The sequence below is a fragment of the Pseudomonas sp. 008 genome (assembly GCF_016861935.1).
GTDB lineage: Bacteria > Pseudomonadota > Gammaproteobacteria > Pseudomonadales > Pseudomonadaceae > Aquipseudomonas.
The window spans coordinates 134,797-147,106 of the sequence record NZ_BOMA01000009.1; the positions used below are offsets into that span (position 1 = coordinate 134,797).

The window sequence follows — 12,310 nt, forward strand, 5'->3', positions numbered from 1 at the left end:
TATGACTACTGATGCAGTGCAAACCATGATCCCGACGCTCGATGTCACCGAGCGTCCGGCCCCGCGTGCCAAGGTTGAAGCCGGCGTCAAGCTGCGCGGCGCCGAGAAGGTTGCACGCATCCCGGTGAAGATCATCCCGACCACCGAACTGCCGAAGAAACCTGACTGGATTCGCGTGCGTATCCCGGTTTCCCCGGAAGTCGACCGCATCAAGGCCCTGCTGCGCAAACACAAGCTGCACAGCGTTTGCGAAGAAGCATCCTGCCCGAACCTGGGCGAGTGCTTCTCCGGCGGCACCGCGACCTTCATGATCATGGGCGACATCTGCACCCGTCGTTGCCCGTTCTGCGACGTTGGCCATGGTCGTCCGAAGCCACTGGACGTGAACGAACCGGAAAGCCTGGCTATCGCCATCGCCGACCTGAAACTGAAATACGTGGTCATCACCTCGGTAGACCGTGACGACCTGCGTGACGGTGGTGCCCAGCACTTTGCCGACTGCATCCGCGAAATCCGCAAACTGTCGCCGAACGTACAGCTCGAAACCCTGGTCCCGGACTACCGTGGCCGTATGGACATCGCGCTGGAAATCACCGCTGCCGAGCCGCCGGATGTGTTCAACCACAACCTGGAAACCGTGCCGCGCCTGTACAAGGCTGCGCGTCCGGGGTCGGATTACCAGTGGTCGCTGACCCTGCTGCAACGCTTCAAGCAGATGATGCCGCACATTCCGACCAAGTCCGGCCTGATGCTGGGTCTGGGCGAAACCGACGAAGAAGTCATCGAAGTCATGAAACGCATGCGCGAACACGACATCGACATGTTGACCCTGGGCCAGTACCTGCAACCGTCCCGCAGCCACTTGCCGGTCCAGCGCTTCGTGCACCCGGACACCTTCGCCTGGTTTGCCGAGGAAGGTTACAAGATGGGCTTCAAGAACGTCGCTTCCGGCCCGCTGGTACGCTCCTCGTACCACGCCGACGAGCAGGCGAAGCTGGTCAAGGCCGAATTGATGTCGTCCTGATTCCGCGCTGAAAAAAGAACACGCCCGCAAGGTTAGTCCTTGCGGGCGTTTTCATTGGCGGTGCCCACATCCTCTTCAGGCTTTTCCTGCAAGCCGTGGTGCGACTGACCCTCTTTTGTTTATTCCCGTTCCTGACTACTGTGTGCTGAAGCATTCACACAGGGAGAATCATGGATGACTGCTCGACCGACCCACACCCTTTGTCCTCACGTCCCTGTTCCGGCCTTGCCGCCTGCAGGGCTGATCGGCGTCATTGCGCCTGCCGGCCCCGCTGCCCTGGACACCGATAAAGCGATTGCCTGGATGCGCGCTCGCGGCTATTCGCTGCGAGTGTTCCCCGGCGTTTACGAGAAAGACGGCTACCTGGCCGGCAGCGACGATGTGCGGCTCAATGACTTGCACGCGGCATTTACCGACCGCGAGGTCGACGCCATCATCTGTTTGCGTGGCGGTTACGGTACGCCGCGTTTGCTCGATCGTATCGATTTCGAGTTACTGCGCAACAATGCCAAACCGTTCATCGGCTATAGCGATATCACTGCACTGCATCTGGCAATCAGCCGTTATGCAGGTTTCGTGACGTTTCACGGCCCGATGCTCAATGCTGACCTGCTGGGTGACAAGCAGAAACCCACCGAGTCCTCGTTTTTCAACATGTTGCGCGGGCAGGTGACGGCGGACAGCGTGCTGGTGCACCCGGCGGCCTACCCGTTGACGACCGTCTCGCCAGGCATTGCTTACGGGCGTTTGCTGGGGGGCAATCTGTCGATGATCGCCGCGACCATGGGCACGCCTTACGAGATCGACGCCGAGGGCGCCATCCTGTTCATCGAAGACATCAACGAGCCGCTTTATCGCATTGATCGGCTGCTGACCCACTTGCGTCTGGCCGGCACGCTGCACAAGTTGCGCGGGGTTCTGGTGGGGGATGTGGCGGGCGTGGACACAATCGCGCTGGAGGGCTTGCTCAAGCAGACCTTCGCGTCGTTGCGCATACCCGTGCTGGCAGGGTGGCGCAGCGGGCATTGCGACCCGAACCTGACGTTGCCGATGGGGGCACTGGTCAGGCTGGATGCGGGGAGCAAGACGTTGGTGTTGGAGCAGGATGTGGTGATCAAGTAACAACACATCGCAAAAAAAATATCGCAGCCTTCGGCAGCGCCCAACGGGCGCGTAGGAGCTGCCGAAGGCTGCGATTTTTTGCTCTTAACGGTTACGCAAACCTTCGAGCAACTTGTGCGTAGGGTACCCATCCGCCGGCCAGCCAAACGACTGCTGCGCGCTGCGGATTGCTTTACGGGTATTGGCGCCGATGATGCCGTCGGGGGTGCCGGCGTCATAGTTCCGGGCGCTCAGCAGGGTTTGCAGCTCGATTCGCTCGGTACGGCTCAGCGGCAAGTCATCTTTTGGCCATAGACCGTTGATCAGGCCACCGCCATTGAAACGCTCAGACAACAGGCTCACGCCCAAGGCGTAGGACGAAGAGTTGTTGTACTTGAGGATTGCACGGAAGTTATCGAAGATCAGGAATGCCGGGCCGCGATAGCCTGCCGGCAGGAGCAGGGCGGCCGACAGGTGTTCGGAACCGGCCGGAACCTGGACACCATTGGGCAGGGTAACCCCCAGTTGCTGCCACTCGGCGACGCTTTTACGGATCGCGCCATCGGCCAGGACGTAATTGAAGCTGCTCGGCAGTTGTACTTCGAAGCCCCACGGCTGGCCTTTCTGCCAGCCAGAGCTTTGCAGGTAGTGGGCGGTCGAGGCCAGTGCATCAGCGGCGCTGTTCCAGATGTCACGGCGGCCATCGCCGTCGAAGTCCACGGCGTGGGTGTTGTAGGTGGTCGGGATGAACTGGGTCTGGCCCATGGCGCCCGCCCAGGAGCCGAGCATTTTCTCGGGTTCAATATCGCCCTGTTGCAGGATTTGCAGGGCAGCGATCAGCTGCGCGTGAGCAAAGCCTGGGCGTCGACCTTCATAGGCCAGGGTTGCCAGGGAGTTGATCACAGACTTGTTGCCCTGGAACTGACCGAAGTTACTCTCCATGCCCCACACCGCCACCAATGCCTGACGGTCGACGCCATAGCGCTGTTCGATGCTTTGCAGGATATCGGCGTACTGGCTGACCAGTGCCTGACCTTTGCGCACCCGCAGCGGCGACAGCGCGCCATCGAGGTATTCCCACACCGGACGAGTAAATTCCGGCTGGCTGCGGTCGGCACGGATCACGCTGGCGTCCAAACTGACATTGGCAAAGGCACGGTCGAACAGGTCGGCGCGAATGCCGGCGGCGAGGGCGTCTTTGCGAAAACCCGCCTGCCATTCGGCAAAGGTCTGGGTGGGCTGGATGTCGAGATTCTCACCGGTCGGAACCACCGGCGGAATGACCGCAGGGGCCGTGGCAACGGCTTGGGTCTGAAGCGGCTGGGCGTCGGCGGCGGTGGGTTTTTCCGCGCAGGCGACAAGCAGAACGAGGCTGGAGGCAGCTATCAATTGGCGAAGGTGCCAACGACGGGAAAGACAAAGGGGCATGCACAGGTCCAGAGGATACGAATCAGGTGCAGACCTTAACATGTTGAGCGATGGCTTGCCTTTCAGGCTGCCAGAAAGTAAGAAGCCTCCCAGCTATTAGACTGGAAGGCTTCGCGGCGGTAGCTGCCTTTGCCCTTGCCGGCTCGTTCCTGACGGCTGCGGAACAGTGGCTGGGCGATGATGGATTTGGCCTTATTGGGGCCATGCTTGGATGGCTTTTTGCTCATGATGATCTCTCGCAAGTGAGTGGATTTTGCGGGGCAAATCATCGGCCGAAGTTGGGGTTCTGTCTAGTCCCGCATTGCGTAGGACCTTTCGCCGATCGCCCTGTAGCAGCTGGCGAAGCCTGCGTTCGGCTGCGCAGCAGTCGTAAACCCTGAGTCCGGAATCATCCTGACACACTGCGTCGTCTGACTTGGCGACTGCTTCGCAGCCGAACGCAGGCTTCGCCAGCTGCTACAGAGAGCGTGCTTACTCGGCAGGCAACGACAATCTCTGCCCAGCCATCAACAACGTCAACCGGCCCAAACTCATCCAGGGTGAACCCGCCGCCTGGCCTTTGATCTGCGCGTCGATGCGCTGTGCTTCAAGCAGCAATTGCGCCCAGCGTTGCGCCGAGTAGCGTTGCAGTGCCTTGCTCATCAGCGGTTTGCGCTTGTCCCAGACCGGCGGTCGGGCCTGACTGAAGGCTTTGTCCAGCGGCACGCCCTGGCTGTATTGCAGCGACAGGTTGGCCAGCAGGCGCAGTTCACGGGCCAGCGCCCAGAGAATCACCGGCGGTTCGACGCCTTCGCCGCGCAGCCCTTCGAGCATGCGCAGGGCATGAGCGGCTTCGCCGTTGAGGATCGCGTCGGTCAAGCCGAAGACGTCGAAGCGCGCGCTGTCGGCCACCGCCGCTTGCACGGTTTCGACGGTGATCTGGCCACCTTCGGCCATCAGCTTGAGCTTTTCGATTTCCTGGGCGGCAGCCAGCAAGTTGCCTTCGACCCGAGCGGCGATCAGTTCGACGGCGTCCTGGCTGGCGGAAAGCCCGGCCTGGGACAGTCGTTGACGAATCCAGCTCGGCAACTGGTTGGTGTCCACGGGCCAGATTTGCACGAACTGGGTCTGCGGACCTTCGATCAGCGCCTTGCCCCACTTGGTTTTCTGCGCACTGCCATCAAGCTTGGGCAGGCTGATCAGCAGCAACGTGTCTTCTGCCGGGCGCGAGCAGTACTCGATGAGCGCGGCGGCGCCTTTGTCACCAGGTTTGCCGGAGGGCAGGCGCAGTTCCAGAAGACGTTTTTCGGCGAACAGCGACATGCTTGCACCAGCCTGCAGCAGCGTACCCCAGTCGAAACTGGCGTCGGCGGCGAAGACCTGGCGTTCATCGAAACCTTGTTGGCGGGCAGCGGCGCGAATGGCGTCGGCGGCTTCCTGGCACAGCAGTGGGTCATCGCCACTGATGATGTAGACCGGCGCAAGAGCGCCTTGCAGGTGTTTGCCGAGTTGGGCGGGGGCGAGTTTCATAAGAGGAGGCGAACGGGGCGCCTGAGCGCCCCGTAAGTCTTACTGCTGCGGCAGTTCGACAGGCGACTGACGCGGAGTCTCCGCTTCAGCCTTCTGCGCCGCTTCCAGCGCGGCGGCTTCAGCCTTGGCCCGGGCGTCGGCGGTCTGTTGCAGCTGTTCCAACTGAGTCGGGGTGAGCTGTTGCAGACGCAGCATCATGCGTTGAACCAGTTCACGACGAATGTCCTTGCGGGCATCGTTGGCTTCCTGGTCGGAACCCACCAGGTTGTTGCCGTCATGGATGAACACCTTCTGCACTTCAAGCTTGTCGCTCAGCAGTGGCAGGTCACCCTGACCACGGATGTCGTAATTGAGCACGGTGTTCACCTGGTACTCGCCAGTACGGCCGGCACCGGCATAGCTGAGGATGCGCTGGCTTTCCTGCTCATCGGTCAGCACCAGTTTGTAAGGTGCGCCGGTGTAGACCCGGACGCCGCTGCTTTCCAGTATCTGACGCAATTGTGTCACGGTTTCGCCGTAGGCATTGCGGGCGCTCAGGTCGAGTTCCTTGATCGCCAGTTCGGTGGTGCCGGTGCCACGCAGGTGGAAACCGCAGGCGCTCAGCAGGACTGCAAGGCCCATCACCAGCAAATTGCGTTTGATCATCTTGTTGCTCCCCTTGAAACCATGTGGGCCGGTCAAACGGCCCGAAAGGTTTTACTCGGCGCCAGGCTCACCTGGCGCCCGATCCAATTTTTAGCTGGCGACGATATTGACCAGTTTCCCGGGCACTACGATCACTTTACGAATAGTCAGGCCATCGACGAATCGCAGGACGTTTTCGTTGGCCCGTGCGGCGGCTTCAACTTCTTCGCGGCTGGCGCTGGCTGGCATTTCGATGTGGCCGCGCAGCTTGCCATTCACTTGAATGACCAGTTGCAGGCTGTCTTGTACCAGGGCGCTTTCGTCCAGCACCGGCCAACCGGCGTCGATCACCGGGTCGGCGTGGCCCAGGCGATGCCACAGCTCGTGGCTGATGTGCGGGGTGATCGGGGCGAGCAGCAGAGTCACGGTTTCCAGACCTTCGTGAATCAGCGCGCGATCCTGTTCGGTGCCTTGCGGGGCTTTTTCCAGCACGTTCATCAGCGTCATCACCTGGGCGATGGCGGTGTTGAATTTGTGGTTCTGGCCGACGTCGTGGCTGGCCTGCTTGATGGCCTGGTGGATCGAACGGCGAATGGCTTTCTGCTCGTCGTTCAGGCTGGCGACATCCAGTTTGCCCGGCAGGCCCTGAGTGACGTGTGCTTGAGCCAGGCGCCAGACACGCTTGAGGAAGCGGTGCGAACCTTCAACTCCGGAGTCGGACCATTCCGCGCTCATGTCAGGTGGCGAGGCGAACATCATGAACAGGCGGCAGGTGTCTGCGCCGAACTGGTCAATCATCGACTGTGGGTCGACGCCGTTGTTCTTCGACTTGGCCATCTTCTCGGTGCCGCCGATTTCCACCGGCAGGCCATCTGCGATCAGCTTGGCGCTAATGACCTTGGCCTTGCTGTCGCGTTCGAGTTCGACGTCCGCCGGGTTGAACCAGGTGTAGGCACCGTTGGCTTCGCGACGGTAGTAAGTCTCGGCGATCACCATGCCCTGGGTCAGCAGGTTCTTGAACGGCTCGTTGGAGCTCACCAGGCCTTCATCGCGCATCAGCTTGTGGAAGAAGCGCGCGTAGAGCAGGTGAAGAATCGCGTGTTCGATACCGCCGATGTACTGATCCACCGGCAACCAGTGGTCGGCCGCCGATTTTTCTACCAGGCCACCTTCAAAGTGCGGCGAGGCGTAACGGGCGTAGTACCACGAGGACTCGACGAAGGTGTCCATTGTGTCGGTTTCACGCTTGGCCGGTGCGCCGCATTTCGGGCAAGCGCACTCGTAGAACTCGGGCATGCGCGCCAATGGCGAACCAGCGCCATCCGGTACCACGTCTTCCGGCAGCACGACAGGCAGTTGATCTTCCGGGACCGGCACATCACCGCAAGTATCGCAGTGGATGATCGGGATCGGGCAGCCCCAGTAGCGTTGACGGCTGATGCCCCAGTCGCGCAGACGGAACTGGGTGCGCGAGGCGCCGAGGTTTTTCTTGATCAGTGCGACTTCGATGGCGTCGAAAGCGCCTGCGAAGTCTAGGCCATCGAACTCGCCGGAGTTGATCAGCGTGCCGTACTCGCCGTAAGCGTCCTGCCACGGGGCAGGATTGGTGTCACCTGCACTTGTGCGCACCACCGATTTGATCTGCAGGTTGTACTTGTGGGCGAACTCGAAATCACGCTCGTCGTGCGCCGGAACTGCCATGACCGCGCCATCGCCGTAGTGCATCAGCACGTAGTTGGCGACCCATACCGGGAGTTTCTCACCGGTCAGCGGGTGCTCGACGAACAGCGAGGTCGGCAGGCCTTTTTTCTCTTGAGTGGCGACGTCGGCTTCAGCAACGCTGCCGCCCTTGCATTCAGCGATGAACGCTTGCAGTTCAGGGTTGTTCTGCGCCGCCAGGGCAGCCAGAGGGTGTTCGGCGGCCACGGCAACGTAGGTTGCGCCCATCAGGGTATCCGGACGGGTGGTGAAGACTTTCAACGCGCCGGCTTCACCGATGGAAGCGACGTCGTACGGGAACTGCACTTCCATGCCGCGGGATTTGCCGATCCAGTTGCGCTGCATGGTCTTGACCTGTTCAGGCCAGCCAGTCAGTTCGTCGAGGCTCTCCAGCAGTTCATCCGCGTAAGCGGTGATCTTGAAGTAGTACATCGGGATTTCGCGCTTTTCAATCAGCGCGCCGGAACGCCAGCCGCGACCGTCGATCACTTGCTCGTTGGCCAGAACGGTCTGGTCGACCGGGTCCCAGTTCACGGTGCCGCTTTTTTTGTAGATCACGCCTTTTTCGAACAGGCGAGTGAACAGCCATTGTTCCCAGCGGTAGTAATCGGGCTTGCAGGTGGTCACTTCGCGCGACCAGTCCACCGCCAGGCCCAGGCTACGCAGCTGACTTTTCATGTAGGCGATGTTTTCGTAGGTCCACTTGGCGGGCGCTACGTTGTTCTTCATCGCGGCGTTTTCCGCCGGCATGCCGAAGGCGTCCCAACCCATGGGTTGCAGGACGTTCTTGCCTTGCATGCGCTGGTAGCGGGAGATCACGTCGCCGATGGTGTAGTTGCGCACGTGCCCCATGTGTAGCTTGCCGCTGGGGTAAGGGAACATCGACAGGCAGTAGAAAGTCTCCTTGCCTGGCTGTTCACTGACTTCAAAGGACTTTTGCTCGTCCCAGAACGACTGGGCGGCGGCTTCGATTTCACGGGGCTGATATTGTTCGTGCATGGCTACTTTTGAACTGAATAGGGGTGGCCTAATCCTCTTCAATGCAACGCTGGACGGTGATGACGCCAAATCGGCGTTTCGCTGCCCAGCCGAGCTGGAAGTGGAGTTACAGGAAGCGCCGTAGCATACATGACGGCACTCTACCGAGGGAAACCCTGATTACACGCAAGGGCGCGGCCAATTCCCGCCCCAAGGGCCGTTGGTCGCGGCGCTCAGCCGGTTTTTTCAGCGAAGCTAAGCTCTAAAAGGGGAGTGAGTCTTATCTTCAATGAGGTGATGGATGGTTGATTCACAGCAAAAAGCTACAAAACCGGAGTTGTACGAAAGACTGATCGACCGTCTCGCAATGGCCCTGGACGCGGCCAAAACCGCTGGACGGCTTCGCGACGAGCGTCCCCTGGAGCTGGAACTGCGTGGTTTGACGCCCGCAGAGTTTGAACTGGTCAAGGCCTATCTGGACCGCAGTGAACGTGAAACGCACGGATGCTTGTCAGCAGCAGTGAAGCAACTCGAGGCACCACGTACGGCCAAGATTGTCTGGCTCAAGGATAAGACACCCGGCGGAGGCGCGGTAAAGGTCCGGTCTCTGCAGTTCAAGTAAGGACACTTGAAACCATCGCATATGGTTTTTTGAAATAAAGTCCTTCCGCATTTGTTGTCGCATTGCGTTAACCCACTTAGGCTTCGGGCATCTTTGGAGATGCCCGATGCCTTTTCGTTATTTTATTAAACAACTTCTATTGCCGCCCGGCGTTCTTTTGCTGTTACTGGTACTCGCCTGGTGGTGGCGCCGCTCAAGGCCGAGGCTGGCGGGAGCGTGCTTCGTTATGGGGGTGGGCGGCTTCTGGTTGATGAGCCTGCCAGTCATGGTGGAGTGGACTGCCAGGGGGCTGGAGCGCGAGCCGCCGCTCGTACGCGAGGAATGGGCCACCCTGGGCCAGCGCGCCGACGCGATCGTGGTGCTGGGTTCCGGGCGTGAGCGTGGCGACCTGGCTTGGGGCGTCGACCAGCCCACCGGTGTAGGACTTGGGCGCGAGCGTTATGCCGCGCGTCTGGCCAAGGCTTCCGGCTTGCCGATTCTGGCCAGCGGCGGCCTGCATTACGGGACACCGCCGACTGAAGCGCAGCTGATGGCGGATTCGTTGCTCGATGATTTTGGCGTGACGGTACGCTGGCAGGAAGGGCGCAGCCGCACAACCTGGGAAAACGCGCAGTTCAGCGCCCAGGTATTGTTGCCGCAGGGGATCAAACGGGTGGTGGTCGTGACTCAGGCGTGGCATATGCCGCGGGCGGTCTGGAGCTTTGAGCAGGCCGGATTTGAGGTGGTGCCGGCGCCGGTGGGGTTTTTAGGCGTGGACAATGCGCGGCCACTGGGTGGCTGGATGCCGGAATTCAAATCGATCTGGCAATCGGGGCAGTTGATGAATGAACTCGTGGGGCAGGTCGGGTATTGGATGTTCTATCGAGGCGAGCCTGTTGAGGAGTGATCATTCCCACGCCAGTGCATGGGAATGATCCTGCCGGGTTAAACGGTCTTCGCCATCCGGTTGGCCATCAACGCCCAGCCAAACAACAGCACGCAAATGATGATCAACGGCCACGAACGCCATTGCAGATACGGCGTCAGGTTATGCATTGGCACCACTTCGCCGTACAGAATACCGCGTTCGAACTGCGGGATCCGGGCAGTGATCTGGCCGAACGGATTGATCAGGCCGGTCACGCCGTTGTTGGTGGCGCGGATCATCCAGCGGCCGGCCTCGAGGGCGCGCATCTGCGCCATCTGCAAGTGTTGCAATGGGCCGATCGAGGTGCCGAACCAGGTGTCGTTGCTGATGGTCAGCAGCAAATCGCTGCGGGCGGCGAGGCCGGCGGCGAATTCCGGGTAGACCACTTCGTAGCAGATGTACGGCGCAATCTGATAGCCCTTGGCCTGTAGCAGCGGTTGATCGGCCGGTCCACGGGCAAAGTCGGACATCGGCAGGTCGAAGAACGCGATCAGGCCGCGCAAGACTTCCTGCAACGGAACGTATTCACCGAATGGCACCAGTTTCTGCTTCAGGTAAGTGCCATCACCTTCACCGACAACGGTGATGCCGTTGAAGTAGCGCTTCTCGTGATGGACTTCCTGGCGAATCGGCACGCCGGTAATCAGCGCGGATTTACGATCTGCAGCGAAGCTGCCCATCATGTCCAGATAGCCCTCGGCGGACTCCTTGAGCACCGGGACCGCCGTTTCCGGCCAGATCAGCAGGTCGACGGGTTTGGAGCTGAAACTCATGTCGCGGTACAGCGCCAACTGCGCGTTGATCTGCGACGGGTCCCATTTCATGCTTTGTTCGATGTTGCCCTGAATCGCCGCGACGCTCAGCGGCGCACCCGAAGGGCTGGTCCAGGCGTGTTCCTTGAGCGCGATGCCGATCACCCACGGGCCGGCCAGCAGCAACACGCCAGCGGCAATAAAGCCCTTGCGAGCGCTGCGAATCAGGCGCGGTGCGTTGTAGATCAGCGCGGCGGTCAGGGCCAGCGCGAAGGAAATCAGCCACATCCCGCCGACCGGCGCGAGCCCGGCCAATGGGCCGTCGAGCTGGCTGTAACCGGAATATAGCCACGGGAAACCGGTGAGGAACCAGCCGCGAAAGGCTTCCTGGCCCACCCACAACGCCGCAAACGCCAGGGCATCGGCCAGCGGCGCTTCATTACGGCGCAGCCAGCGCGCCCAAATCCAGGCAGGCAGGGCGAAGAACCAGGCAATCGCTGCGGTGAAGAGCAGCATCAAGAACCCGGCCAGCAGAACAGATGCGCCGCCGAAGTTGTGAATGCTGTAGTAGATCCAGCTGGTTCCGCCGGCAAACAGGCCGAAACCGAAACACCAGCCACGGCCCAAGGCCTGGCGGGGGCTCAGTTCGCGCAAACCGGCGTAAAAGAAACCGACCGCCAGCAATGCCAGCGGCCAGATATCGAATGGCGCCAAGGCCAGGGTGGTGAGTGCACCGGCCGCCACGGCCAGCAGGTTACCGGGCCAGCCGGGGCGGGTCATCCAGCGCATTTCAATCCTTAGAGTTACCGAGCTATAGGTGTCAGACGCAGCAAATGAATCCGACGGCTGTCGGCGTTCAGGATGCGGAAACGATAGGCGCCGATTTCGGTGATTTCGTTGCGTTTTGGCAAGTGCCCGAACGCGCTCATTACCAGACCGCCGACGGTGTCGAATTCGTCGTCGGAGAATTCGCTGTCGAAGAACTCATTGAAGTTTTCGATCGGCGTCAGGGCCTTGATCAGGAAGTCACCGCTGGGCAGCGGCTTGATGTAGCTGTCTTCTTCGACGTCGTGCTCGTCTTCGATGTCGCCGACGATCTGTTCGAGCACGTCTTCGATGGTCACCAGACCGGCCACGCCGCCGTATTCGTCAATGACGATGGCCATGTGGTTATGGTTGGCGCGGAACTCGCGCAGCAGCACATTCAGGCGCTTGGACTCGGGCACGAAGGTGGCCGGGCGCAACAGGTCCTTGATGTTGAAGCTGTCGCCGTTCTCCTTGAGGATCAACGGCAGCAAGTCCTTGGCCAGCAACACGCCCATCACGTCATCATGGCTTTCGCCGATCACCGGGTAGCGGGAGTGGGCCGAGTCGACCACGGCAGGCAGGAACTCGCGAGGTGTCTGGGTCGCCTTGATGCTGATCATCTGCGAGCGCGGGACCATGATGTCCCGTACTTGCAGGTCTGCAACCTGGATGGCGCCTTCGACGATGGCCAGCGCTTCGCTGTCCAGCAACTTGTTTTGGTGTGCATCGCGCAGCAGCTCCAGCAGCTCCTGGCGGTTTTTCGGCTCGTGGGCAAAAGCCTGGGTGAGCTTACCCAGCCAAGACTTCTGCCCGTTGCTCGATCGATCTTCGCTCATAGC

At 60.7% G+C, this 12,310-nt stretch carries 11 protein-coding genes; 4 read left to right on the forward strand and 7 right to left on the reverse strand.

Translation table 11 applies throughout. From position 1 onward, the window contains the following. Position 1 precedes the first annotated feature (1 nt). Both lipA and JUI81_RS19365 read left to right on the forward strand, forming a co-directional pair. Positions 2–1,024, forward strand: coding sequence for a lipoyl synthase (gene lipA / locus JUI81_RS19360; RefSeq protein ID WP_007937422.1), 1,023 nt, complete (start codon positions 2–4; stop codon positions 1,022–1,024). A 174-nt stretch (positions 1,025–1,198) separates the two neighbouring features. Continuing rightward, positions 1,199–2,146: an LD-carboxypeptidase gene (locus JUI81_RS19365; RefSeq protein WP_019581343.1), complete on the forward strand. Its 948-nt coding sequence runs from the start codon at positions 1,199–1,201 to the stop codon at positions 2,144–2,146. A gap of 84 nt (positions 2,147–2,230) precedes the next feature. Here the strand turns inward: JUI81_RS19365 and JUI81_RS19370 are convergent, their stop codons facing one another. From JUI81_RS19370 to leuS, 5 genes are all read right to left on the reverse strand, one after another. Beyond that, positions 2,231–3,553 (reverse strand): lytic murein transglycosylase, encoded by a 1,323-nt coding sequence (locus JUI81_RS19370; protein ID WP_019581342.1) that lies wholly within the window; start codon positions 3,551–3,553, stop codon positions 2,231–2,233. 62 nt (positions 3,554–3,615) lie between these two features. Further along, positions 3,616–3,780, reverse strand: a complete 165-nt coding sequence (gene arfA, locus JUI81_RS19375) for an alternative ribosome rescue factor ArfA (protein WP_003176285.1) — start codon at positions 3,778–3,780, stop codon at positions 3,616–3,618. Between the two features lie 244 nt (positions 3,781–4,024). Then, positions 4,025–5,062 (reverse strand): DNA polymerase III subunit delta, encoded by a 1,038-nt coding sequence (gene holA / locus JUI81_RS19380; RefSeq protein WP_204124839.1) that lies wholly within the window; start codon positions 5,060–5,062, stop codon positions 4,025–4,027. A gap of 39 nt (positions 5,063–5,101) precedes the next feature. Further along, the gene (gene lptE, locus JUI81_RS19385) at positions 5,102–5,707 is read right to left on the reverse strand and encodes an LPS assembly lipoprotein LptE (RefSeq protein WP_019581341.1); all 606 of its coding nucleotides are present in this window, start codon (positions 5,705–5,707) and stop codon (positions 5,102–5,104) included. 90 nt (positions 5,708–5,797) lie between these two features. Then, on the reverse strand, positions 5,798–8,404 hold the full coding sequence (leuS, locus tag JUI81_RS19390) for a leucine--tRNA ligase (protein ID WP_204124840.1): 2,607 nt from the start codon (positions 8,402–8,404) through the stop codon (positions 5,798–5,800). A 280-nt stretch (positions 8,405–8,684) separates the two neighbouring features. On the opposite strand from leuS, the gene JUI81_RS19395 reads away from it, so the two are divergent. After that, on the forward strand, positions 8,685–9,005 hold the full coding sequence (locus tag JUI81_RS19395) for a hypothetical protein (protein ID WP_019581339.1): 321 nt from the start codon (positions 8,685–8,687) through the stop codon (positions 9,003–9,005). Positions 9,006–9,111: 106 nt separating this feature from the next. Then, on the forward strand, positions 9,112–9,891 hold the full coding sequence (locus JUI81_RS19400) for a YdcF family protein (protein WP_204124841.1): 780 nt from the start codon (positions 9,112–9,114) through the stop codon (positions 9,889–9,891). Positions 9,892–9,929: 38 nt separating this feature from the next. Here JUI81_RS19400 and lnt read toward each other — a convergent pair whose 3' ends face one another. Both lnt and JUI81_RS19410 read right to left on the reverse strand, forming a co-directional pair. After that, positions 9,930–11,453 carry an apolipoprotein N-acyltransferase gene (lnt, locus tag JUI81_RS19405; protein WP_204124842.1) on the reverse strand — a complete coding sequence of 508 codons (1,524 nt, stop codon included), beginning with the start codon at positions 11,451–11,453 and terminating at the stop codon, positions 9,930–9,932. A 14-nt stretch (positions 11,454–11,467) separates the two neighbouring features. Continuing rightward, on the reverse strand, positions 11,468–12,307 hold the full coding sequence (locus tag JUI81_RS19410) for an HlyC/CorC family transporter (protein ID WP_007909641.1): 840 nt from the start codon (positions 12,305–12,307) through the stop codon (positions 11,468–11,470). Positions 12,308–12,310 lie beyond the last annotated feature (3 nt).

Bases quoted from the DNA above. Each gene is read 5' to 3' on its own strand.
- JUI81_RS19395 (WP_019581339.1), top strand. From the start codon at position 8,685: ATGGTTGATTCACAGCAAAAAGCTACAAAACCGGAGTTGTACGAAAGA.
- lnt (WP_204124842.1), bottom strand. From the start codon at position 11,453: ATGCGCTGGATGACCCGCCCCGGCTGGCCCGGTAACCTGCTGGCCGTG.
- holA (WP_204124839.1), bottom strand. From the start codon at position 5,062: ATGAAACTCGCCCCCGCCCAACTCGGCAAACACCTGCAAGGCGCTCTT.
- leuS (WP_204124840.1), bottom strand. From the start codon at position 8,404: ATGCACGAACAATATCAGCCCCGTGAAATCGAAGCCGCCGCCCAGTCG.
- lipA (WP_007937422.1), top strand. From the start codon at position 2: ATGACTACTGATGCAGTGCAAACCATGATCCCGACGCTCGATGTCACC.
- JUI81_RS19370 (WP_019581342.1), bottom strand. From the start codon at position 3,553: ATGCCCCTTTGTCTTTCCCGTCGTTGGCACCTTCGCCAATTGATAGCT.
- JUI81_RS19410 (WP_007909641.1), bottom strand. From the start codon at position 12,307: ATGAGCGAAGATCGATCGAGCAACGGGCAGAAGTCTTGGCTGGGTAAG.
- arfA (WP_003176285.1), bottom strand. From the start codon at position 3,780: ATGAGCAAAAAGCCATCCAAGCATGGCCCCAATAAGGCCAAATCCATC.
- lptE (WP_019581341.1), bottom strand. From the start codon at position 5,707: ATGATCAAACGCAATTTGCTGGTGATGGGCCTTGCAGTCCTGCTGAGC.
- JUI81_RS19400 (WP_204124841.1), top strand. From the start codon at position 9,112: ATGCCTTTTCGTTATTTTATTAAACAACTTCTATTGCCGCCCGGCGTT.
- JUI81_RS19365 (WP_019581343.1), top strand. From the start codon at position 1,199: ATGACTGCTCGACCGACCCACACCCTTTGTCCTCACGTCCCTGTTCCG.